Here is a 24,134-nt window from a genome sequence, read left to right as displayed (position 1 = left end):
AAGACCTGACCCTCGTTGTTGGGTTTGATTTTTCTAGTGGGCTACCTTACTAATGAATGAGTCAAAAGCAGGGGCTTTATTGCGAGCGTATTCAAGTGCAGCATTTAACTTACGAGCTGAGTTTGTAAGATCTAGTAATTCTTGGGCTCTATCTGGTCTGTCGACTTTTCCATTGTCTAGAAGCCAGCTCACTACTTCGTTCATGTGCCAAAGTGAGGTTCCATTAAATAATGCTTCGGCTGGGAACGGCCGCATGACCTTTTTAACTTGATCGAATGCATATTTTCGCATTGCTTGGCGGGTCAGGTGAGCGACCTCCCACTTTTCCATTACTTTTGGCATATCGGATAAATTTACAAGGTCTGGGCTGGCCGAAATTAGTCGGGCATCAGGAATGGCGCTCATAACGTTTTCTACTGAACTTAAAATTGCTTCCTCTGCGTTTTTTGCTTCTCGAGTGAAATCTAGAGCAATGTGTCCGAGCTTGCCTGCCCCGACCAATGCATCATCACAGCCTGCTTCAAACAATGCATCGAGGTGATCTTCCGAGTCTGGGCGATCTTCGGGTAAAACAAAATGTAGTTCGAAGTTATATTCAGTCATAGTCTTCACCATTGGCGTATTTGCAACCTTCTACCCATTTGCAAATTTTCTTTGCCATATTCTCAGGACTGCGAGGCGTACTCCATATCGAATTTTTGCAATATTGCCCGCATCGGCAGTCTTGGTCATTATGGGGGCATAAAAGGAACCCCCAAGCATGAGAGCTCTTGCCTGAGCTCGCATATATCCAACCATTTGCTTCGGCGAACTGGACTGCTTCTTCAATTTCTTTTTTGGAGTGCTTGGGTCTATTGGGCATTGGCAGTGCGTCCGATGACTAGAGTAGTGGCTCTGTTGTCAGATGACAACAATTTTGACTGATTCGCTTAGATTGTTTTTGATGTTTCTTATCTTTAGCTATAAGGGAGGGTTATATATCGAGGGCTGTAGGGGAGCTATTCATAGCTTATAGAGCATTTCACCGTCCTCCTATGGCTGAATAGTCCCGCTGGGTAGTGTAGTTTGATCTGAGGCTGTCACTAAACATGTAACCAATTGAAAATTATGATTTCTACATTTGGTAAAGGTTTTTTTTCAGTGTCCATTTTTAGTCGGCTTGAAATATTAGCGATTTTCGCTTGGCAAGAAATATTTAAGCCATTGATTTTAAATACAGTGCACTTTTTCACCTTTGTCAAAAGTGCACTCTCTAGTGTCAACTTCCATTGGGTATTACATTACCAAGTCAACGCCCCACCAGTTTGATATTCAATAACTCGCGTCTCAAAGAAGTTTTTCTCTTTACGCAAATCCATGATTTCGCTCATCCATGGGAAGGGGTTTTGCGCGCCGGGGAATTGTTCTTTTAAGCCGAGTTGGCTTAGGCGGCGGTTGGCGATGAATTGGAGGTATTCTTCCATCATGCCTGAGTTCATGCCGAGTACGCCGCGCGGCATTGAGTCGCGGGCGTATTCGATTTCTAGCTGCATGCCTTCAACGATCATTTGGGTGACTTCGCCTTGGAATTTTTCGCTCCAGAGGTGTGGGTTTTCCAGTTTGATTTGGTTGATCATGTCGATGCCGAAGTTCAGGTGCATAGACTCGTCGCGGAGTATGTATTGGAACTGTTCGGCGATGCCGGTCATTTTGTTGCGGCGGCCCATTGACAGTATTTGGGTGAAGCCGCAGTAGAAGAAGATGCCTTCGGTTACCGCGTAGAAGCCGATCAGGTTGCGCAGTAGTTCTTGGTCGGTTTCTGGGGTGCCGGTGTGGAAGTTTGGATCGCCCAGTGCTTGGGTGTGCTGCAGGCTCCACGCCGCTTTTTTAGCGATGGAGGGCAGTTCGCGGTACATATTGAAGACTTCGGCTTCATCCATACCTAATGACTCTACGCAGTATTGGTAGGCGTGGGTGTGGATGGCTTCTTCAAAGGCTTGGCGCAATAAGTACTGGCGGCATTCTGGGTTGGTGATGTGGCGATACACCGCTAATACTAGGTTGTTGGCAACTAGCGAGTCAGCGGTGGAAAAGTAACCCAGTGAGCGCATGATGATGCGGCGCTCGTCGTCGGTGAGGCCTTCTGAGTTTTTCCACATGGCGATGTCGGCGGTCATGTTTACTTCTTGGGGCATCCAGTGGTTGGCGCAGCCGTCGAGGTATTTTTGCCATGCCCAGTCGTATTTGAATGGCACGAGCTGGTTAAGGTCGAGGTGGCAGTTGATGATGCGCTTGTCTTCTACACGCAGGCGCGCAGCGCCCATTTCCAGTTCTTCTAAACCGGCGGCAACATCTAGGTGTTCGATAGCGGCGTTGGCTTTTTCAAGTACGCTTTGATCAGCAACACTCACGCCGTCTTCGTTGTTCATGGTGTTCAGCGCTGCGCTGATAACGGGCTCAGCGGTTTTGGGTGCTTGGGGTTTTGCAGCCGGCGCCTTGGCGGGTGCTTCGTCTTTGTCGAATTCGTCCCAACTTAACATTTTATAACCTCAATTCTTTATGTGTGTTTCGTCAGACGTCTGACGTCGGGCGCCAGACGAAGGGGCTCTTTTGAGCCCCGCCGCTTTTATTGGCAGGCTTCGCAGTCTGGATCGTCCAGTGAGCAGGCCAGCGGTACTGGTGCAGCTTGCGGTGCAGCGGCAGACGCGGTGGCGGCTGCTTTAGGTGCTGACTGCGACGACACCTTGTTCATTGAGCCTTGAGAAACCGTTGATTTCTCAGTGGAGCTCGCTGCCAATGCGCGGAGGTAGTAAGTGGTTTTTAGGCCACGGTACCAAGCCATGCGGTAGGTGATGTCGAGTTTTTTACCCGAGGCGCCAGCGATGTATAGGTTTAGCGATTGCGCTTGATCTAACCATTTTTGACGGCGGCTTGCGGCGTCTACCAACCAGCGCGGCTCAACTTCGAATGCGGTGGCGTACAGGGCTTTAAGGTCGTCTGGAATACGGTCGATTTTGCTTACCGAGCCTTCGTAGTATTTAAGATCATTGACCATAACCGCGTCCCACAGGCCGCGTGCTTTTAGGTCTTTAACCAAGTAGGGGTTCACAACGGTGAACTCGCCAGACAGGTTAGATTTTACATACAGGTTTTGGTAAGTCGGTTCGATAGATTGCGACACACCTGTGATGTTAGCAATGGTGGCAGTTGGTGCAATAGCCATCACGTTGGAGTTGCGCATACCTTGTGCTTTTACTACTGCGCGCAGGCTGTTCCAGTCTAGGGTTTCGCTGCGGTCTACTTCAATGTAGTCGGCGCCGCGCTCTTCGGCCAAGATGCCTACTGAGTCGATGGGGAGAATGCCACGGCTCCACAGTGAACCTTCGTAGCTTTGGTAGCAGCCGCGCTCTACTGCTAAATCGCTAGATGATTTAATAGCGTAGTAGCTGATCGCCTCCATTGAACGGTCGGCAAATTCCACCGCCTCGTCAGAGGAGTATGGAATGTGCTGCTTGTACAGTGCATCTTGGAAGCCCATCAAACCCAAGCCGACAGGGCGGTGCTTAAAGTTTGAATTTTTGGCTTGTGGCACGCTGTAGTAGTTAATGTCGATAACATTGTCGAGCATGCGCACGGCTGTTTTGACGGTCTTCTCTAGCTTGGCTAGGTCTAGGCCGTTGTCGCCGATGTGTTGGGCGAGGTTAACTGAGCCAAGGTTGCAGACGGCGATTTCATCTTTGCTGGTGTTCAGGGTGATTTCTGTACACAGATTAGACGAGTGAACCACGCCGATATGCTGCTGTGGGCTACGCAGGTTGCATGGGTCTTTAAAGGTGATCCAAGGGTGGCCTGTTTCGAACAGCATAGACAGGATCTTGCGCCACAGGTCTGCTGCTTTTACGCGCTTGAACAGTTTTAGTTCGCCGCTGCGTGTCATGGCCTCGTACTCTTCAAAGCGAGTTTCAAAGGCTTTGCCGTAAAGGTCGTGCAGATCCGGTACATTGTTTGGTGAGAACAGTGTCCACTCGCCGTCTTGGAAAACCCGCTTCATGAACAAGTCAGGAATCCAGTTAGCGGTGTTCATGTCGTGGGTACGACGACGGTCATCACCGGTGTTTTTGCGCAGCTCTAAGAATTCTTCAATGTCGATGTGCCAGCTTTCTAAATAAGCACACACAGCCCCTTTGCGTTTGCCGCCTTGGTTTACGGCAACAGCGGTGTCGTTAACCACTTTTAGGAAGGGAACAACACCTTGTGATTTGCCGTTGGTGCCTTTGATGTAAGCGCCCAAGCCGCGAACCGGTGTCCAGTCATTACCCAAGCCGCCAGCGAATTTAGATAGCATGGCGTTGTCTTGAATGGCGCCGTAAATACCGTGCAGATCATCGGGCACAGTGGTTAGGTAGCAAGATGACAGCTGTGGACGCAGGGTGCCGGCATTGAACAGAGTGGGTGTTGAGCTCATATAGTCAAAAGAACTCAGTAGATTGTAGAACTCGATGGCGCGGGCATTGCGGTCCTCTTCGTTCATGGCCAAGCCCATAGCAACGCGCATAAAGAAGATTTGTGGCAATTCAATGCGCACTTCATTGCTGTGAATAAAGTAGCGGTCGTACAGGGTTTGCAGGCCAAGGTAATGGAACTGCATGTCGCGCTCTGGTTTGATGGCCTCGCCCAGGGCGGTTACGTCGTATTCAGTTGCAAGGCGTGGGTCGAGAAGCTCTAGCTCGGCGCCTTTGGCTAAATAAATTGGCAGTGCCTGTGGGTAGTAAATGCTCATATCGTGCTGGGTGGCGCTTTGGGCAACACCCAAAAAGCTCAGTGCCTCGGCGCGCAATTTGTCTAGCAATAAGCGAGCGGTAACCAAGCTGTAGTTGTGTTCTTTCTCAACCATGGCGCGGGCGGTGATTACCAGTGAGGTGTTGACCTCTTCTTCTGGTACGCCGTTGTACAAGCTTTTTAGGGCTTCTTCTTGAACCGCGGCGGCAGAGACATCTTTCAGGCCTTCGCAGGCTTCTTGCACAATAAATTCTAAGCGGCCAAGGTCAAGTGGCGACTCGCTGCCATCGGCGTGTTTAACGCGGATGCTAGGGTGGACTTTTTCGCCAACAGGGGCCAATTGGCTGCGCTCTTCAGCGCGGGCGGCGCGATACAAAACATAGCCACGGGCAATTTTATGCTCGCCGCTGCGCATCAGTGCCAATTCGACTTGGTCTTGGATTTCTTCAATATGGATGGTGCCGCCGGAGGGCATTCGGCGCTTGAAGGTGGCACTAACTTGGTCGGTCAGTTTGGCAACGGTTTCGTGGATGCGGGTAGACGCGGCGGCATTGCCACCCTCTATCGCTAAAAAGGCTTTGGTAATTGCCACACTGATTTTGTCGTCAGTGTAAGGCACCACAGAGCCATTGCGTTTAATAACGCGCAACTGGCCAGGTGCGGTGGCTTTAAGTTCTGCTTCGGTGCTGCTGTGCGGGGGAATGCCTGTGGCACTGCTAGTACTGTCTTGTTGGGTTTGCATGATATCTCCGAGCCCTTGCTGATGTCCTTGAACGTATTGTGCGGCAGTCTTCCTGCATTGCCTCTGGCACCCAATTGCGGGTGGAGGGCTTTCTATAAGATGCTTCAAAAATGTTGAAACTTGGGTTCAGTTCGGACTGCGCATCCGTTGTTATTATGTTTGTATTAAACCCTATATATGGGGTTTGTCTGAAGCTGGGATACAAGATAATGCGGTTTGCTTAAGTTCGCAAGCACTAGATGCTGTGTGTTTTCTGTGGATAAAGTGTCGGTAAGGGGTGTGTAAAAGCTGTGCAAAATAGTAAGTGCCCGTCATGCGCGGGTTTCCGCTGAATTGCCTAAGCTTGCGGAGGCCTAATAAGGCGGTAGACGGATTGTGAATAAAAAAGGTTTTTTTATAGCTTAAATATTTAGGCAGCGCCGTGCAGTACTTCTTCGCGGCTGAAGGCAATTAAGTGATCTGCTTCGGTAGTAATTTGGACGGTTTCTTTAATGGCGTAATCGCGGTGGCTAGGCAGTAGTGCCTCCACTCGGCTGCCGGTAGGTAGACTGAGTGTGTACAGCGTTGCACTGCCGGAAAACACCTTCTTTTCAACTGTTGCGGTAATGCCGCCGAGTTCGCTAAGTACAATGTCGTCAGGCCGTAGCAAAACTTCTACGGGGCTACCCTGTGGCCAGTGATAGGCGCGGTTGCCAATCAGTGTGCCGAGCTCGGTGCTAATGGTGTTGGCCTCGCCGCCGATCACGCCGGGTATGAAGCAGCCCTCGCCAATAAAGTCCGCGACAGTGCGGTTGCTGGGTTCATGGTAAAGATTGAAGGGGGTGTCCCATTGCTGCAGTTGGCCACCGTGGAGCAAGCCAATCTGATCGCTGAAGGCGAAGGCTTCTTGCTGGTCGTGGGTAACCAAAATGGCGCTGATTTTCAGTTCTTTGAGGATGTCGCGCACTTCTAAACTCAGGCGCTTGCGCAGTTCTGCGTCTAGGTTTGAAAAGGGTTCGTCTAATAATAATAGATCGGGACTGGGTGCCAGAGCGCGGGCGAGGGCGACTCGCTGCTGCTGTCCGCCAGATAACTCGTGCGGGTAGCGATGGCCTATGTCTTCTAGCTGCACTAATTCTAGTAGTCGTTTTACCGTGCTGTTTTGCTGGGCGCTGCTCTGCTTGCGCAAGCCAAAGCGGATATTGTCTTTTACGCTGAGATGGGGGAATAGGGCGTAGTCTTGAAACACCATGCCAATATTGCGCTGTTCAGGGTCGACTAGTTTGCCAGGCTGGCTTAAGCATTGGTCGCGTAAAATGACTTGGCCATGAGTTAGTGGCTGGAAGCCAGCAATAGCTCTGAGTATGGTGGTTTTGCCGCAACCACTGGGACCGAGCAGGCTGCAAATGTCGCCATCGTTAACGTGAAAGCTGACCTTATCGACGACAATGTCGCTTTCGTATTGGCATTGGATTTCGTGAATTTGGAGCATGGGGGTTAAGGTCTTGCTGCTGCGGTGAGTGAAGGCTGGCCGAGGTAGTGGGTGGTCTGAGGTCTGATGTCGGACGTCTGACGAGAAGTCTCGGCTGCGCCGATTTCGCAGCATTGCGCGACAAAGTCGCGCTCGCTTTTGCATCCGACGTTCGACGTCTGACGCCCGACGAGCGAGGCCTCAGCTCCCTGCATCAAGCTGTCTGTGCCTCAAGCAACAAAAACTCCAACAGTGCCTTTTGGGCATGCAGGCGATTTTCTGCTTCGTCCCAGATGACGGTGTTGGGATCGTCCATTAATTCAGCGCTGATTTCCTCGCCGCGTTTGGCGGGAAGGCAGTGCATATAGAGCGCGCCTGGGTTGGCTAAATCCATCAGGGTGCGATTGATTTGGTAGCCAGATAGCTTGCGGCGGCGTTCGGCTTTTTCTTCTTCTTGACCCATAGAGGCCCAGACGTCGGTAACGAGCAGGTCTGAGTTGCGGGCTGCATCGACGGGGTCGCGCACGATTTCAACGTGGTCGCCAGCGGCGGCGACTAGGTCGGCGCGGGGTTCAAAGCCCTCTGGGCAGGCGACCATTAATTTAAAGTCCAGCATGACCGCTGCATTGATGTAGGACTGGCACATATTGTTGCCGTCGCCAATCCATGCGACTTGCTTGCCCTTCATGCTGCCACGGTTTTCGACAAAGGTTTGAATGTCGGCCAAGAGCTGGCAGGGGTGGTAGTCGTCGGTTAGTGCGTTAATGACGGGTACGCTGGAGTTGGCCGCAAAGCGCTCAATAATGTCGTGCTCAAAGGTGCGGATCATGACGATGTCGCACATGGATGAGATCACTTTGGCGCTGTCTTCTATGGGTTCGCCACGGCCAAGCTGGGTATCGCGGGGCGAAAGAAATATAGCGTGGCCGCCCATGTGGGCCATGCCGGCTTCAAAGGAAATGCGAGTGCGGGTAGAGGCCTTTTCAAACACCATGCCTAACACGTAGTTAGGAAACTGCACGCTGGCTTTGCGGGCTTTATGCTCTGCTTTGAGTTCAATGGCGCGCTGAATAAGTTGTTCCAGTTCGGCGGGACTCAAATCCGTGAGGGTTAAAAAATGTCTTAAGGCCATTCGGCTACCTTTACTGCTGAATCGGCATCACGCCGCGCTGCCCTGGTCTGCCCAAGCTAAAATTAGCGGGCAAAGAATAGAGAGCAATTCATCAATTTCCTGTTGGTTAATAATTAGTGGCGGTAATAAACGTACCACCCGCTCTGAAGTTACGTTAATCAGCAGGCCCTTTTCTAGTGCTTGACCGACTAATGGCGCGCAGGGCGTGCTTAATTCAATGCCGATCATAAGGCCTTGGCCACGAATGCCCTTTACGTGAGAGGCGTTGCCAAGCTGTTCTTTTAAACCCGCGACGAGGTAGCGGCCGCTTTCGGCAACTTGCTCGATGGCGTTATTACTGGTCAGGGTATTGACCACGGCAAGGCCCGCCGCGCATACCAAGGGATTGCCGCCAAAGGTGGAGCCGTGATTGCCGGGCTGAAATAGCGATGCCGCTTTGCCGTGGGCCAAACAGGCGCCAATGGGGACACCGTTGCCCAAGCCTTTAGCGGTTACGACCACGTCGGGCATGATGTCGCTGTGCTGGTAGGCAAAATATTTACCGGTACGGCCATTGCCCGTTTGTACTTCATCTAGCATGAGCAGCCAGTCGTGTTTGTCGCACAGTGCCCGCAGTTGCGAAAGGTATTCCGGCGGTAGTGTGTGAATGCCGCCCTCACCTTGAATAGGTTCAATTAATACGGCAGCGACGCTGTCGTTGTTATGGGCGATGGTTTCTAGTGCCGCAATGTCGCCGAAGGGGGCGCGGATAAAGCCCCGTACCAGCGGTTCAAAGCCCGCTTGAATTTTCCGATTGCCCGACGCGGTTAGCGTCGCCAGAGTCCGGCCGTGGAAGGCCTGCTCCATAACGACAACATGGGGAATGTCGATGTTGCGATTGTGGCCGTGCTTACGGGCGAGCTTGATTGCCGCCTCGTTGGCTTCGGCGCCAGAGTTAGAGAAAAATACATTGTCCATGCCGCTGATGGCGCAGAGCGCTTCCGCTAGCTCGCTTTGTTTTTGCACGGAGTACAAATTAGAGGTGTGCAAAAGCTGGGCGGCTTGGGTTTGAATCGCCTCAGTTACGGCGGGGTGGGCATGGCCCAGTGCATTCACGCCAATACCGCTAATACCGTCTAAATAGCGTTTACCTTCTGTGTCGAACAGGCGCACACCTTCGCCCCGGGTAAAGGTTACCGGTAAGCGTCCGTAGGTGTTCATTAAAGCCGGCAGTGCCATCAACAGATCTCCGTGCGCTGCAATATCACCCAGTGCGATAAACAGCGCAAAAAAACAGTACAAAGGATTTAAAACGCAAAAAGGCAGCCAGAGCTGCCCAGTCAGACTCTCAATAATATAAGGAACGACGCCGGAATTCTAGGCCTTGGCGGCGGAAAAACACGGATCGCGATAATTACAGTATGTCAGCATTAACTTACGGTTGAGGCCTCGATCTACTTGGGCTTGCTCAACGGCAATAATTCTTTAGTAGCGAAGCCTTTAATCAATTTGTCCAAACGCCTTGATACAGCTCTGCGATTTGCTCTGCATTAGGAATGCGGGGGTTGTTTGCCGGCGAGCCCGAGTTCAGCGCCTGCTGAGCCATGGTCGGAATTGCTTGCCGCCATTCCTCATTGCTAATGCCGAAGCTGGCGGGGGTGGGAACCTGTAAATCAGCGCAGAGCTGACGTAAACCTGCGACCAGCTTTTGATTTGCTTGGTCGTCACTGTCGCTAGCGTTGGCGAGCTGCATGGCGCGGGCGCAGTCGGCATAGCGTGAGGGTGCGCCACTAATCGACCACTCTGTAATGGCGGGCAATAACATGGCGTTACTCATGCCGTGGGGTACGTGGAATAAACCGCCAATCGGTCTGCTCATGCCGTGAATAAGAGTGACCGAGGCGTTTGAGAAGGCGATGCCGCCTTGGGTCGCCGCGAGCATCATGGCTTCGCGGGCGACGCGGTTGTCAGGTTCGCGGCAGGCGGTTCGAAGATGTTTTGCAATTGCCGTCATCGAGGCGAGGGCGATGGTGTCGGTGAACGGATTGGCGCGTCGGCTAACGTAGGCCTCTAAGGCATGACAGAGGCTGTCGATACCGGTGTCGGCGGTTAAGCGCAGCGGCATAGTCATGGTGAGTTCAAAATCCACCAGCGCGGCTACCGGCATCAAGCCGAAACCCATGCACAGCATTTTCTCATGGGTTTCGGTGTCCGTGATGACGGCGACTCGGGTTGTTTCTGAGCCGGTGCCGGCGGTGGTGGGGATGGCGATAATGGGCAAGCCGTCGTCCAGAGTTTGCGGCACTTTATAGTGTCGGATTGGCTGATCGCGCTCAGCCATTGCGGCGATGGTTTTTGCGGTGTCGATGGCGCTGCCGCCGCCGAGGGCTACCACGCAGTCGTGCTGATTTTCGCGTAATACCGCCAAGCCCTCGTAAATAGCGTCGGTGGTGGGGTCTGGCACCACGCCGGTAAAACTGCGATGAAAAATACCTTCTTGGTCTAGCTGCTGTTGCAGCTTGGTAAGCCACCCCAGGCTAACAATAAAGGCATCGCTTACTAAAAGCGGACGAGACAAGCCAAGCTCTTTTAAGGTGGCGGGCAGCATTTGGCTGGCTTCTGCGCCGATGCGAAGTATTCTCGGCAGGTTGATGTTCGCGGTCATGATTGAGCTCTCTTTCTTATTTATCAGGGCATTTAATATGGAGTGGGTTTGAAACACAAATTCCGTTGGTGGTCTTGGTTGTTATCGCCACAATACAGTGCATTTTTTCTCCTATCTGCTATACCAAAGGAGAGTTGTTTTGCCGTGGTAAATGCGGTGAGGCTTGAAGTGCTTAAATAAGAAGAAAAAATAACAACGGGGAGAATGCGATGATAAAACATCCAAGATATATACGGACTAGCTTGAGCTTGGCGGTGGCGATGGGGTTTGTTGTTGCTGCGCCGACGGTTCACGCTGAGTCGGTGCGAGTGATTGAGGAGGTGCTTGTTACGGCTCGTAAGCAGTCTGAGACCTTGCAGGATGTACCATTTTCTATTGCGGCAATGACAGAGGGCAAGTTGCAGCAAAGCGGCGCGACCGATCTTGAGTCCATGGCAAATAATGTGGCCGGTATATCCATTCAGAATTTAGGGCCTGGCCAGAGTCAGGTCGCGATAAGGGGTATCTCCGCTGGCCAAATAGTGCGTGACCAGCCGGGTGTAAAAGAACAGGTTGGGGTATACATGGATGAATCTGTGATCTCCATGTCACTGTTTACGCCTGATTTAGATTTTTACGATATCAATCGGGTGGAGGTATTGCGCGGCCCTCAAGGTACCTTATTTGGTTCGGGCTCTTTGTCGGGCACCATTCGCTATATTAGCAACCAACCCAATTTTGAAGAGCAGAGCGGTTCGGTTCAGGTGGGCGGCGAGACAGTAAAAGAAGGCAGCGAAGGTGGAAACATCAAGGGCCATTGGAATGTGCCTTTGAGCGATACTGTGGCTTTGCGTGCTGTTGGGTATTATCAGCAATATGCTGGGTATGTAGATGCCCTTCAGCCCGACGGCAGTGTGAATAAAGATGTGAATGAGGGCAGTCGCGAAGGTCTGCGTTTAGCGATGACATTCCAGCCCAGTGACGCCTTAACCATCACCCCTAGGGTCATCTATCAGTCCATTGAAATGGACGGCTTCAATCGCGAGGATCAATACAATATTCTTGCGAACCCGTACACAGACCCCGCTAGTCGTGCGCCGGTTACGCTTGGCGAATACGAGCAGTTCACCCAGCTAGAAGAAAAATTTGAAGACGACTTTACCCTGTTTGATTTAACCGTGAATTATGATCTGTCAGACACTCTGACACTCACATCGGTCACCTCTTATACTGATCGCGATGTTTTGGTTTTGCGGGATGCCACAACATTGAACGCGAGTATTGTTGGCGGCTCTTACGGTGAGGCTGAGTCGATCTACACACTGGATGCGCCGCTTTTTGATACTACGGCAGCTGAGGTAACTACCCAGGAGTTTCGTTTAAGCTCTACTGGTGAATCGGCTCTCCAGTGGGTTGCCGGTATATTTTATAGTGACGTTCGCCGCGATTATGCGCAGTCATTACTGGTTAGCGGCTTCGAGGCGTCAGGGCCGGTGGCCGCAGATTTGTCTGGGCCAACTGCGGGGGCGCGAGCGGGAACTGACGAGTTGTATTTTTCTGAGGTGCCCTACAAGCTTGAGCAGTTTGCAGTGTTTGGTGAATTGTCTTACGACGTGAATGACAAGACGACCGTTATCCTAGGGGCGCGCTGGTTTGATTATGAAGAAACCCGTGAACTCACGTTCGATGGTATTTATGCGGCGTCGGTTATTGCTAAAAAAGGTAAGGTCTCTTCTGACGGTGTTTCACCGCGAGTTATGGTGCGCTATGACCTTAACGATGAAGTAATGCTTAATGCGCAAGTGTCCCAAGGTTTTCGTCTTGGGGGAATTAACGATCCACTCAATGTCCCGCTCTGTAGCCCCACAGATTTAACCACCTTTGGCGGCAATGATACCTGGGAGGATGAAAAACTAACTAACTATGAGGTGGGCGCTAAAACCACGATCTTTGGTGGAGCGGCGACCTTAAATATGTCGGCCTTTTATAGCGATATTAAGGATCTGCAGGCAACGGTCGTTGCGGGGTCGTGCTCGTCTAGATTGGTCTATAACGTCCCTGAAGCTCACAGCCAAGGTTTTGAGGTGGAGCTGTTTAGTCGCCCATTAGATAATTTAGAGTTTGGTTTGTCTGGCAGCTATGTGCAGGCGGAGCTAGATTCTGAGGTGACGTCTACTACCGGTGGCGTGACCAGTATTGTGGGCGGCATCCGTGACGGCAATGAGCTGCCAACCGCGCCCGGCTTTCAAATGGCTGTAACGGCGACCTATTACTTCCCTATCGCTGAAGCCTGGGAGGGCTATCTTACGGCAACTTACCAAAATATTGGTGCTCGCTTTACTCAGATAGCCGACCAAGAAAATGGTGGTCAGGGCAGTGCGACACTTTTCCCTGGCGTCGGTGGACCGCTGTCGCAAGCGAGCTACGAGTATGATCGCGAGCTGCCTGCATATCAGATTGTAAACCTGCGTTTAGGTGCTAAAACGGAGCAGTGGGATACGGCGTTATTTATTAATAATGCGGCGGATGAGAAGGCGATTCTATCTTTAGATACTGAGCGAGATGGTCGCGGACGTGTTGCTTATCACGTGAATCAGCCGCGCACTATTGGTATCAGCGCCCGTTATAATTTTTAGCGAAGGGCTAGCTCTTCGATTAACGGCCCATTCGGGCCGTTTTTGTTTGTGTCGAGCTGGTAAGCGCGCCGATATTGGCGATAATAGCGTCTTTCTCTTTTCGTGGTATTTTCTATGGCGATGCAATCTTCTACGCTCGACCCCGTTAAACTCGGTCTTTTTGTGAGTCGTCTGGAGTCAGTGTGCGAGGAAATGGGGGCCGTATTGCAGCGTGCGGCCTTCTCGCCAAATATAAAAGATCGCTTAGATTTCTCCTGTGCCATTTTTGATGCCCGCGGCGATTTATGTGCGCAAGCGGCGCATATTCCTGTGCATCTTGGCAGCATGGCTTACGCTATGGCAGATATCGTTAGCGCTTGCGAGTGGCGAGCTGGCGATATGGTCGTCGTAAATGATCCTTTTCTTGGCGGCACCCACCTCCCCGACGTTACCGTTATAGCGCCTTACTTTGACCGTCGCGGTACGCTGCTGGCTTTTGTCGTAAATCGCGCGCATCACGCCGATATTGGAGGGTCGACGCCGGGCTCTATGCCGCTGTCTAAAACGCTTGCAGAAGAAGGTGTGGTGATTCCCCCCACGGTATTGGTTCGCGGTGGCAATTTAGATAAAGGCTTACTTGATGCGTGGTTTGGCGATGGGCAACATGGTGATTTTATTGCGCAGATCAGTGCTAATCGCAGTGGCTTGCATCGTCTAGCTGAACTGCTTGAGGCCTTGCCCGTGCCGTTTAGTGCGGCGGTGACGCAATTGCAGGACTATGCAGAAAGTATTGCGCGTCGTCGCTTGGCGGAGTTGCCGAAAGGCAGCTACCAATTTACCGACTATATGGATGACGACGGCTTTGGTAACAGCGAGTTGCCTATCGCGGTCAGTATTAAATTGGGTGATGACAATGTGGCTGTGGATTTTGATGGCAGCGCGCGGCAGGTGGCGGGCAATATCAACTGCCCGCTCTCGGTTGCCGCCGCCGCGGTGTACTACGTCTTTCGCTGCCTTATGCCCAGCGAGGTGCCCGTGTGTGCGGGGCTGTTTCGGCCAATCAGTATCACTGCGCCGAAGGGCTGTCTATTGAATGCAGAGCGGCCCGCCGCGGTGGCGGCGGGAAATGTTGAAACCTCTATGAGAATTACCGATGCGGTATTGGGGGCCTTAGCACAGGCTGCGCCGGAGCTTATTCCAGCCGCGAGCCAAGGTAGCATGAATAATGTTGCTATGGGTGGCCGTGGCGCTGGTGCGCATTGGGACTATTACGAAACCATCGCCGGCGGGATGGGGGCTCACTCTGCGGGGCGAGGCTTGAGCGGCGTGCAAAGCCACATGACTAATACATTGAATACGCCGGTAGAAAGTTTAGAAATGCACTATCCGCTGCGGGTGCGTCGATACGCATTGCGCACCCATTCTGGCGGCGAAGGCCAATTTGTTGGTGGAGAAGGTGTTATTCGTGAATTTGAGTTTCTCTCACCGACGCAATTCACCTTGCTGACCGAACGACGCTCCCTCTCACCCTGGGGCTTGGCGGGGGGCGGCAATGCACAGCTAGGTCGCAACCTATTTAATGGTCAAACCTTGGCCGGCAAGATCAGCATGAGCGCAGCAGCGGGCGACGTACTGACGATAGAAACCCCTGGCGGGGGTGGTTGGGGGAAGTGACGTCGGAAGTCGGAGGTCTGACGTCGGACGAGGCGATAGTAGCTGGTGCGGCGGAACGCTGGAGAGGGACGCTTTTTTAAGACTCTTAGTCGGATGTCGGACGACTGAGGATAAGGTCAAAAGAAGTTCTCAGCACGATTACATAACACTAGACCAAAACGTGATTTAGCATCCACGGGCTTAGTATACGGTAGCCTTACGTCCGACATCCGACGCCAGACCTCCGACGGTTTCAACCAGAGCCATTACTTTTGCCCTTGATATTGCTAGAATAGCGCCAACAATCTCCGGATAAGCGCCCCGTGAATCAGGCCTTATCACCGTTATCCGACAAGCAGGTGGTCCATGGACACTATTGAAGCAATTAAGCAGCAGATTTCAGCTAACCCAATCATCCTTTATATGAAAGGCTCGCCTAATCAGCCCCAGTGCGGTTTTTCGGCGCGGGCGTCACAGGCATTAATGGAGTGTGGCGAGCGTTTTGCGTTTGTGGATATTCTGTCTAATCCAGATATTCGCGCAAAAATGCCAGAATTTGCTAACTGGCCAACATTTCCGCAATTGTGGGTTGCCGGTGAATTAGTTGGCGGCTGTGACATTATTTGCGAAATGCACGAAAGCGGCGAATTAAAGACATTGGTACAAGAGACGGCAGCCGCGCAAAGCGCAGAGTAATTCTGCTCGCCCTTGGCGTTGTCTTAGTTGTTTCTTAATTAAAACTCGGCCTAGTGCCGAGTTTTTTTATGCCTTCGTCTGGGCTAATGACGGGGTTGTGCTCGCTTGTTGATGTGTCGATAAGGCCAAATTCGATGGGCCGAGCTTTACCTGAAGCGCGCCAGCTTTTTAGCATGCGGTCCCATATCGCTAGGCAAGTGCCAAAATTGATGTCGCGGTGTTCAGCGGCGCAAGAGTGATGTAGCTGGTGTTGTGCAGGGCTTATGAAGAGCGATTCTGCACGGCCAAATGACAGAAACACCGGCGAGTGGCGAAGGTTGGCGCCCAGCGCATTAAATAGAAAGCCAAGGCAGTCTACGCCAAGTATGTCGATGCCTGAAACCTGTCCTCGAAACAGATATACAAACACGCCGCTGAATACGCTAAACACCAGCAAACCACGTAGATAGTAAATTGCCATTTCTAATGGATGAACCCGAAACAAGGTCAGCGGGGTGAGCGTTGTGGCGCTGTGGTGGGTGCGGTGAAAGCGCCAAAGCAATGGAATTTTATGCATGGCTAAGTGCAGCGAGAAGCGGCTGAGATCTTCAAAAATAAAAAATAATAGGGTGTAGCTAATCGCAATAGCAGCTAAAGGCAGGGCCAGCGACGGAGGGTCGCCCAGCGTTCCTTGTAACCAACTGCCCACGGCGATAGTGCCTGCAAGATGCCCACCCAGCAGCGGGACTAGCAGCAGCAGTCGCAGTACGTTGTTGCCAATCAGCAAGCTGTAATCGACCGCGGTAGAGCGATTGAACCAATATTGGGGGTTTAGTAGTGCTCGGCATTGTGCGGCTAGATCAAAGCGTTTTTGCTGCAGGCTAACAGTGATAGAGGCGAGGATGACGGCAGAAAGAATAAACAGCCAAAACAAGCGCCGACCGGGATCGGTCGGCATGAGAAGTGGCGACATGAGCGCATTAAGTAAGCCCGCTAGACTGTCCATTGCCTGAGTTTAAAAACTGTATTTTGCCCGCAACCGAAAGGTGCGAGGCTTGTTGGGCCTAGCGCCAAAGGGACGCAGAGATACAACGGCCTCTTCATCTAGCAGATTGTCTACACTGAGCTGGACCGTCCATTGAGTATTAATAAACCAGCTTCCTGAGGCGTCTACCGTTGAATAGGCATCGGTGTGCGTAACTTGACTAATCGCTTGCTTGCCGGCCTGATCACGCATTTCACTTTGATAGCTCAAGGCAATAAATGCTTCCCATTGGGTGGCTTTGGCACCTAGTTGCAGGCGAGCAATTTGCTCGGGAATATAAGGTAGTTCGTCACCTGATTCGACATCGCCCCACTGGGAGAAGCCGCTGCTGAAATCACTTTGAAAAGCAGTTTCAGTATAGGTGTAGCTCAGCGACACCTCACCGGTAAGGGTTTGGCTTAGCTCTTTTGTCCATTGGCTAATAATTTCAACCCCAGCGATTTCAGCTTCGCCGCCGTTAAATTCCTCACCTGGAGTACAGCTGGGGTCGCTGACTCGGCAGCGGCCAAGCAGGTTTTCGTAGTCACTAAAAAAGCCAATGGCTTCAAGGCTCAGGTTTTGGCTATTGTAACGAAAGCCATATTCATAGTTGGTGCTCAGCTCTGGATCTACGCCACTGCCGGCCGAAGGCGAGGCGGGAGAAAAGCCACGGTTGACCCCTGCCAGCAAGCCAAGTGTGTCGCTGTATTGCCAAAATACAGCGATGCCCGGCAGCGTTTCAGATTGTGATTTACTGTTGCTGGTATTGTTGAGAAAGTCGTCGGCGTCGCCACTGATGTTTTCGTGGCGCAGTCCCACGGTAAATTTAAAGTCACGCCAAGAAATGGTGTCCATGATATGGACGGCGATGGCGTCGGTTTCCGCTTCGTCTAGTAATTTATCACCGCGCTGTTGGCCGTCGGCTGTCATCCGGCCGCTGGTCATTAAGTAACCTTGAATGCTGTGATCTCGCTCTACGTAGTCTTGGTGTAGGCGTAGTCCCACGTCAATATCGTGCTCGATATCGCCCTGCGTCAATTGCAATTTGACGGCTGTTTGAACACCCATTGAACCGTATTCCCGAGCGTTTTCCGTCACGTCTAGGGTTTCAGCCTCGCTGCCGTTAGAGTCGATCTCGCCACGGATAATCCCAATTTCTCGGGTGAAAATGTCGGGGTTGTTGAGTACGTCTCGAATGGCGATGCCGGCGATAAAGCCGTCTAGTTTGTTCCAGCTACGATTAAATTGGTTCCAATACGCAGTGCTGTGAACACTGAGGGAATCGTTAAAATCGAAGACGTGGCCAAGGTGGACTTGGCTGTGATCTGAGGTGAAGTGATCCAGTTGACTGGCGGCGTAACGGCGTGTTGGGTCGGCACTGAAGTCCGAGTCAGTTAGGCCCAGATACGTTTCGTCAGCATCTTCGTCGGCATAGCCTAGTTTGAGGGTAAAGGTTTGGCTTTGTTCGCCCTGCATCTCGGGCTGCCAACTAAATTTAAGGTTGATGTCGTTGCGTTCAAAACCGGTATCACCGCCGCCGTCGAGTTCTTTAAAACCGTCACCACTAAAGCGCAGCAGGTCAATGGCGTAGCCGTATTCGCCTATTTTCTCGCTGCTAAAAAACTGCAGTTTTTGGTAGTTGTCGCTGCCGTAGCTAATATCGATTTCGCGAAGCGGATCGTCGCTAATGGGGCGCGAGGCAAAATTGATTGCGCCACCCACGGTGTGAGGGCCGTGCAAAATGGCAGCGGGGCCTTTAACAAGTTCGACGGCGCTCATCCTGCTGATGTTGGGGATGTAATAAGCTGCAGGCGCTGAGTAGGGCGCAGGCGTAATCAATACACCGTCTTCCATAATGGTGATCTTTTGGCTGCGCTCAGAGGTGGCGCCGCGAATCCCGATATTGGGTCGCAGGCCGTAGCCGTCTTCTTCTCGAATATAGACGCCGGGCAAAGAAGACATGACTTGGTTGAGGTCTGAAAAGTCAAACTGTTCCAGCATGGCCTCATCGATGATTTGGGCAGAGCCACCAAGACTTAGAATGGCATTGCGGCCGCCGGTAACCAGCACCTCTTCTGGCGCTTTAGCGGGTTCCGCTAGAACAGCTGTCGATGTGAGCAGTGCGCTAAAAATAATGGGGTAGCGTAGAGTGTTCATCTTGCAGTTAATGTCCTAATTCTAGTCGTTGTCCGATTGGGCACGATCAGGTAGATCAACATCTACCGCAGCTACAAAGCCCACTTTTAGTGTGTCGGTTACCCTGCGCAGGTAGCCGTATAAATTACAGGCCGGGATGCTGCGTTGGCTGTCGGGAGTGTTGGCGGCGGTAAGGCAGGTTTGAGCGGCTTCCTCGTTGCTAATGCCCTCTGCTTGTTGGCGCAAACTAGTGCTCATGGTATTTATTTCGCCAATGGCGGCTTCGGTATTTTGTCGCATCAGCTCGGTGACTTCTGCGACCCCAGCTTGGGCAATAATGTCGTCAAAGCCTAAACCGCTGCCGCCTTGTAATAGGTTTAAAAAAGACCGCAGATTTTGTGCGATGTTATTGAGGCTGTATTCGGCATAGGGTGACTCTATAACCTCGGGGCAGCTGGGTTGGCTGCAGGTCGCATTGATGCCAAGTGGAATGCCGAGTTTGGTGTCTTTTGTTTCGGTGTCTAGATAGAACAAGGCGTCAGACAAGGCCTTGAGGTTGGTATCTAGTGAGGAAGGGTTTATGAATTCGGAGCGGTAATTATCGGCGTCGATTAACCACGCTTTAACGACTCTTTGCGCGGCAGCGTTAATATCGCCAGCCAATGTTTGAGCGTAAGCACAGCGCAATTGCTTGCGCTCAATTTCTGGGCGCGTATTCCAATCCGTGGTTTCAGTAATTTGGCTGGAGCAGCTGTGCTCTAGATTGTCGCTGAATAGAAGATATTCGACTGCCCCTAAACCGCGCTGGTTGGCCGAGCGGGAGCTTAAACTAAAGTTGGGGTTGCTATTGGCTAACACCACCGCTTGATCGACACCGCAGGTGCTCAGGGAGCTACCTCTGGCAAAAGAAGATATGCGGTTACGCAGGGCATTGTTGTTTGCTTGAATCGGACCAAGTTCATGCAGGGTGGTCGTTTGCCAAGCATCCATTGTCGTTTTCCACGCGGCTTGGGCTGCACCGCGGGCGCTGGCTTCATTGTCGCTACCGATCGCGCTGCAGTAGGCGGCGATGCTACCGTTCTCAGCCGCAAGAAGGCTGCTTGTGTCAGCGAGGCTCTCATAATTTGGCACAATTATGCTGTCTGCGTAGTTGGCAAGCATGGCAACAAAATCGAAATTGTCCGCTGTTACGGCGCGGTTGCTACCACCGCTATTGTCGACACAACCGGCAATGGGGAGTAGTGCAGCTAGGGCAAAGCCAAAAGCGAAGGTCTTCATACTCTTTCTCTTACGTACGTAAAAAAGGCGCGTGATGCGCCTTTTACGGGAGTGGTACTACTTTTTTGTTGATGTATCTTACCAGTTTTCTACATCTTGGCTGTCAAAACCGTAAGCCGTTTGCAACGTCGCACGTACTGCTAGCAGATCGGCGATATAGGCGTCGATAGCTTCTTGTGCAGTGCCACTTGGTGCCGTGCCGGCTTGTGAACCGTCTGCCAGTACGGGCGCTACACCCATGGTGTCGAGCAGATCTTTTAGATCGTCAAGATCTATACCAGTTACGCTGCCGTCGCGGAAAGGCGAGTTAGGGCTGAACTGCAAGCCTAGCGCAAAGCCTTTCATCTCGGCCCAGTGTTTGGCCAGGTCAAGGAAGTTGTTAACGTCGGCGAATTCGCCGTTGTTGAAGTTGCCCATATCACCCACTACGTCATTGATGTAGTGAACAACTGTCGCGGCAATACATTTTTCCCAAGTTTTTGCTGCAACCTCAATATGTCCATTTAGTTCGGCTAGTTCAGTTGCGCTCAAGCTGCCGTTGGCTGCGGCTTGGCTAATCAAAAAGCGCCCAGCTAAAAAGGCATCGAAGGTTGTTTTGCTAAAGTCGGTGTTGGTAGTGCTGCCCGCGTCGCGCTTGGCGCAATTTGTGGCGTTGCCAAAATTGACTTCGCTGCGCAGATCAATATCACCATCGTTATTGCTGTCTTTGTAGAAGTCAGTGCCCGCTATTTCTGCATCGCTATAGTCGTTGTAATCACGAGCTGCGCCGAAATAACCAAATGCTTCATCCCACTTGTGCTCGGCAAAGGAATAAGGTGCATCGCCGTCTTGGTCGTGATTGGTGTCGTCGCTGAAATCCGTTTGCAGGTAGTCGTTAGTACCTTGGGAGAAAGTAACGGCCCCTAGCAGAAATTTTTGGACTAGTTGGCGGTAGTCTCGGCCAAAAGCGTCAACTGTAACGGAACCGATATTGGCTGAGGCACCGCCGCTTGTAATAACAGAAGGGTCAATACCGTCTACCGCTTCAGCGGCAATGCGCTCTATAAACAGCTCAACCAAGTCGATGGGGAGTGATGGGGATGACAGCTCAGACCAGCCGAAAAATTCACCGCCAATTAGCTTGCCCGTTTCACCACCGCCAACGCCGTTACCACCAGCGATCTTATCAGACAGGTTTTTACCGGTAGAGATATCGCCAAAGGTCGGGCCTGGAACAAGGGTTTCGCCATCTAGGCTGTAGCTGTAATTGACGTTGTCGGCATCGCCGCTGACGTAAAACGTTAAGTCAGTTTCGATAGTGCTGGCAGTGCCGCCGGGTTGTTCAGATAAGCCTTGTAATGCGATAACGAGGTCTTCAATCAAAATATGACGAGCGGTTTGGCCGCCGTAGTTGACAGAGCTTTCTCCAGCGGTAATTTGGCTTTCAAAAGTGTAAGTGCTTGGCGCAGCGGCGTTGTCGTCGCCATTATTGGCTGAACCACCGCCACCACCGCCACCACCGCCACCACAGGCAGAAACTAAAACGATGAGAGCTGGAAGCGTTGCTTTTACAAATGAGGCGGGAATGTTTTGCATTATGCGTCCTATGTGAATTACGTCGTCTATCCTAAAATGGGGCTAAGTTAAACAAAAATAAGAATAGTTATCAATAGTGTTCGTTTTGCTACTTCTGATTGCTTACTGACCCAGATGGCGAGTTTATTGGGGTTTTGAGCCAATGTGAGGGCATTGGTGGTGGCTTAGACTTACTTCTTTTGATCTCGCAGGGTGATGATATGAATCCAGTTTTGAAGATGTGGCAGCGGGCGGCAGCGTATCCCTTAGGGAAAACAGTATTCTCTCGGGTTGTTTGTCACAGAGCACCATATTTCGCCAGTATCCAGCCTGTCTTGGAAGAGCTCGACACTGGCTGGGCGGTGGCAAAAATAAAAGACCGCCGAGCTGTGCATAACCATATTGGCAGCGTGCACGCGATTGCAATGTGTAACTTGGCGGAGTTTTGCGCGGGGGTGGTCAGCGAGGCCTCAATGCCAGACGGCATGCGTTGGATTCCCGCGGGGATGACGGTGCGATACTTGGGGCCAGCAAAAGGTGTATTGCGCGGTTACGCGAAAATGCGTGATATTGTTGTGGGTGAAAAAGGTGTTGTGCCGGTGATTGTTGAAGTTAAAAACGAGGTCGGCACAGTTGTCTTTGACGCTGAGATAGCAATGCATATATCGCCAAAGAAATAAACCTTAACCCTGCAGGGGTTGGGCGAGTATCCAAAGTCCAACGCCAGTAAAAATCACCATGAGTAGCAGCATGGGTACTTGGCTGACGCTTGCCTGCCTAGGATTAACAAAGCTGCGAAGGGCTTCTGCGTGGGCTAAATAAACACTGGCGACGTGACCAATTAAAATTAGCCACACTTGGCTATTCCAGATAAATCCCATGTCGGGAAGGATGGGCAGCCTGCCACTGATGGCGTTACCAAAAATGTTCCAGCCCCAGCCGAAGGGGTCGGAAAATAATCCGCGTAATTTTATTCCCTGGCTAAGAACCAGCGTGTAGTAATGGGTGATGTGGTATACCAAGGCGATGGGTAGCAAGCTGTAGCCAAAGCGCAGCGATAATTCAGTGACGCTCAAAGTGCTTCGGGTGAGGGCTTTGCCTAGCCATAAAAAAAATAAAAATAATCCCAAATAAATGAAGGGCGAGATTAGCAGGCACAGAGTTTCGAAGCCGATGTACCACGGTCGCAATGTTATATACGCATGTAGTGGATGTTTGCCGAGTATGGCCTCTAATATTTGGAGCGGGTCCTGCCAAAAAATATTAAACCATAGGCGCGTTTCGCGCAGGCCGTCATAAGCGGTGGATGACAGCATGAATAATATAAAAACAAGTAAGCTGCGGTGTTCAATGCGTTCATGAATTAGTCCGCTAAAAGGGGCGCGCAGTGAGATATGCCAATTGCCGGTCTTATCTCTTTGATAGTCAACCGGCGACATTTTAGCGATCAGCCTAAACATAACAGAGAATAATTCGCCATAGCGGAACCATGCTGCAGCACCCACCAAATACACGGCGATTAGATTGATAGCGGTATAGCCAATTAAAATAAGTGACAGCGAAAACGGTTGAGTATTACCAAATAACTCCAGGCAAATAAACGCCATATACAGAATAACGGCGGGCCAATAAGCAAGCGCGCTGGGGTAGTTGTGGCGGCCGGCGTTGAAATTAGCGAAGCGCGCGCTTATACATTTCCACGGATTTAAAAAGTGGTACCAATTCCCAAAAACAAAACTCAGGTAGTTGGCGCCGAGGGCAAAGCTAATCCAAAAAAAAGTCATATTGAAATTTCTATAGCTGTCTTGATTACCAATAAGGCCGCTTAAAATGGCGAGGCCAAAACAGAACAATATGATTAATTTGAATAGTGTAACGATGTGGAATTTTTTAACAAAAATGTTTAGTTTTTTTCCGCCGAGCGTAAATTTCCTTGGCGGTCGACTGGCCTCCTCGGCGCTATAAAAATAGCCTAGAATTAAAAATGACAGCACGAGTGCTGCCATTGCCCCATAGATGTACATCCAGTAGGGAATGGGTAATTTGTAAGGTTCGCCAAAGGAGTGTGCAAAGCTGATTTGAGGAAGTTGGCCGGCTATGGCCACGAGGAGTAGAAGTTTGCCGCGCATTAGCGTGGATAGACTTCAATAGTGCCAAGTTGTATTTCGCTGACGTGGACTTCCATGGCGAATCGTCCCGTTTGCGTCGCAACAAACTCGACATCTTTTTTAATGCCGGCCTCTATTACGATATGCATTTCGACGCCGTGTATATGCACGGCGGCGTCTTTGTCGCTGACGAAACTCAGCTTGGCGGTGTCGCCAAGCTTGAGCTGAATCACCATTGGCTCGGGAATGCTGCCGTCAAGCAGGGCAAAGTAAAAAGCCTGTGTTTCGCTAGTGTCGTGCACTGCTGGGGCGGGTTTCATCACCAGCCACAAGCTGGCAAGCACCGCTGTAGCACATATTAAAAACAATAGTTTTTGACGCATTAC

Annotated in this window: 17 protein-coding genes; 4 read left to right on the top strand and 13 right to left on the bottom strand. The window is 51.4% G+C overall.

Annotated features, from left to right (window positions below; translation table 11 throughout):
- Positions 1-33 precede the first annotated feature (33 nt).
- From C0068_RS03170 to C0068_RS03135, 7 genes are all read right to left on the bottom strand, one after another.
- Complete coding sequence (locus tag C0068_RS03170; protein WP_103683040.1) at positions 34-603, bottom strand: DNA-binding protein; 570 nt, start codon at positions 601-603, stop codon at positions 34-36.
- A gap of 677 nt (positions 604-1,280) precedes the next feature.
- A complete protein-coding gene (locus tag C0068_RS03160; RefSeq protein WP_103683038.1) occupies positions 1,281-2,519 on the bottom strand; it encodes a ribonucleotide-diphosphate reductase subunit beta in 1,239 nt (412 codons plus the stop codon).
- Between the two features lie 86 nt (positions 2,520-2,605).
- On the bottom strand, positions 2,606-5,500 hold the full coding sequence (locus C0068_RS03155) for a ribonucleoside-diphosphate reductase subunit alpha (RefSeq protein ID WP_103683037.1): 2,895 nt from the start codon (positions 5,498-5,500) through the stop codon (positions 2,606-2,608).
- Between the two features lie 409 nt (positions 5,501-5,909).
- The gene (locus tag C0068_RS03150) at positions 5,910-7,115 is read right to left on the bottom strand and encodes an ABC transporter ATP-binding protein (protein ID WP_233208717.1); all 1,206 of its coding nucleotides are present in this window, start codon (positions 7,113-7,115) and stop codon (positions 5,910-5,912) included.
- Positions 7,116-7,164: 49 nt separating this feature from the next.
- Positions 7,165-8,082, bottom strand: a complete 918-nt coding sequence (gene argF / locus C0068_RS03145; RefSeq protein WP_103683035.1) for an ornithine carbamoyltransferase — start codon at positions 8,080-8,082, stop codon at positions 7,165-7,167.
- A 27-nt stretch (positions 8,083-8,109) separates the two neighbouring features.
- Positions 8,110-9,300 carry an acetylornithine transaminase gene (locus C0068_RS03140; RefSeq protein WP_103683143.1) on the bottom strand — a complete coding sequence of 397 codons (1,191 nt, stop codon included), beginning with the start codon at positions 9,298-9,300 and terminating at the stop codon, positions 8,110-8,112.
- Positions 9,301-9,565: 265 nt separating this feature from the next.
- On the bottom strand, positions 9,566-10,726 hold the full coding sequence (locus C0068_RS03135; RefSeq protein ID WP_103683034.1) for an iron-containing alcohol dehydrogenase: 1,161 nt from the start codon (positions 10,724-10,726) through the stop codon (positions 9,566-9,568).
- Between the two features lie 209 nt (positions 10,727-10,935).
- Here C0068_RS03135 and C0068_RS03130 point away from each other — a divergent pair, with 209 nt between their 5' ends.
- From C0068_RS03130 to grxD, 3 genes are all read left to right on the top strand, one after another.
- Positions 10,936-13,341: a TonB-dependent receptor gene (locus C0068_RS03130; protein ID WP_103683033.1), complete on the top strand. Its 2,406-nt coding sequence runs from the start codon at positions 10,936-10,938 to the stop codon at positions 13,339-13,341.
- Between the two features lie 114 nt (positions 13,342-13,455).
- Positions 13,456-14,994 carry a hydantoinase B/oxoprolinase family protein gene (locus tag C0068_RS03125; RefSeq protein ID WP_199176097.1) on the top strand — a complete coding sequence of 513 codons (1,539 nt, stop codon included), beginning with the start codon at positions 13,456-13,458 and terminating at the stop codon, positions 14,992-14,994.
- 345 nt (positions 14,995-15,339) lie between these two features.
- On the top strand, positions 15,340-15,669 hold the full coding sequence (gene grxD / locus C0068_RS03120) for a Grx4 family monothiol glutaredoxin (RefSeq protein WP_103683032.1): 330 nt from the start codon (positions 15,340-15,342) through the stop codon (positions 15,667-15,669).
- 34 nt (positions 15,670-15,703) lie between these two features.
- Here grxD and C0068_RS03115 read toward each other — a convergent pair whose 3' ends face one another.
- From C0068_RS03115 to C0068_RS03100, 4 genes are all read right to left on the bottom strand, one after another.
- Positions 15,704-16,606: a sterol desaturase family protein gene (locus C0068_RS03115; protein WP_233208716.1), complete on the bottom strand. Its 903-nt coding sequence runs from the start codon at positions 16,604-16,606 to the stop codon at positions 15,704-15,706.
- Positions 16,607-16,663: 57 nt separating this feature from the next.
- Positions 16,664-18,829 carry a TonB-dependent receptor family protein gene (locus tag C0068_RS03110; protein ID WP_103683030.1) on the bottom strand — a complete coding sequence of 722 codons (2,166 nt, stop codon included), beginning with the start codon at positions 18,827-18,829 and terminating at the stop codon, positions 16,664-16,666.
- 21 nt (positions 18,830-18,850) lie between these two features.
- Complete coding sequence (locus tag C0068_RS03105; RefSeq protein WP_103683029.1) at positions 18,851-20,086, bottom strand: imelysin family protein; 1,236 nt, start codon at positions 20,084-20,086, stop codon at positions 18,851-18,853.
- A 78-nt stretch (positions 20,087-20,164) separates the two neighbouring features.
- The gene (locus tag C0068_RS03100; protein ID WP_103683028.1) at positions 20,165-21,661 is read right to left on the bottom strand and encodes a DUF4856 domain-containing protein; all 1,497 of its coding nucleotides are present in this window, start codon (positions 21,659-21,661) and stop codon (positions 20,165-20,167) included.
- Positions 21,662-21,861: 200 nt separating this feature from the next.
- Here C0068_RS03100 and C0068_RS03095 point away from each other — a divergent pair, with 200 nt between their 5' ends.
- The gene (locus tag C0068_RS03095; protein WP_103683141.1) at positions 21,862-22,320 is read left to right on the top strand and encodes a hotdog fold domain-containing protein; all 459 of its coding nucleotides are present in this window, start codon (positions 21,862-21,864) and stop codon (positions 22,318-22,320) included.
- Positions 22,321-22,323: 3 nt separating this feature from the next.
- On the opposite strand, the gene C0068_RS03090 is transcribed toward C0068_RS03095, so the two are convergent.
- Positions 22,324-23,424 carry a hypothetical protein gene (locus C0068_RS03090; RefSeq protein WP_146047830.1) on the bottom strand — a complete coding sequence of 367 codons (1,101 nt, stop codon included), beginning with the start codon at positions 23,422-23,424 and terminating at the stop codon, positions 22,324-22,326.
- Positions 23,425-23,768: 344 nt separating this feature from the next.
- Positions 23,769-24,131 (bottom strand): hypothetical protein, encoded by a 363-nt coding sequence (locus C0068_RS03085; RefSeq protein ID WP_103683026.1) that lies wholly within the window; start codon positions 24,129-24,131, stop codon positions 23,769-23,771.
- Between the last annotated feature and the right edge of the window lie 3 nt (positions 24,132-24,134).

Origin of the sequence: Zhongshania marina (assembly GCF_002915595.1) — a bacterium.
GTDB classification, from domain to species: domain Bacteria; phylum Pseudomonadota; class Gammaproteobacteria; order Pseudomonadales; family Spongiibacteraceae; genus Spongiibacter; species Spongiibacter marinus_B.
Note: the sequence above shows the minus strand (reverse complement) of the source record. Positions and strands in the feature narration are given on the sequence as shown.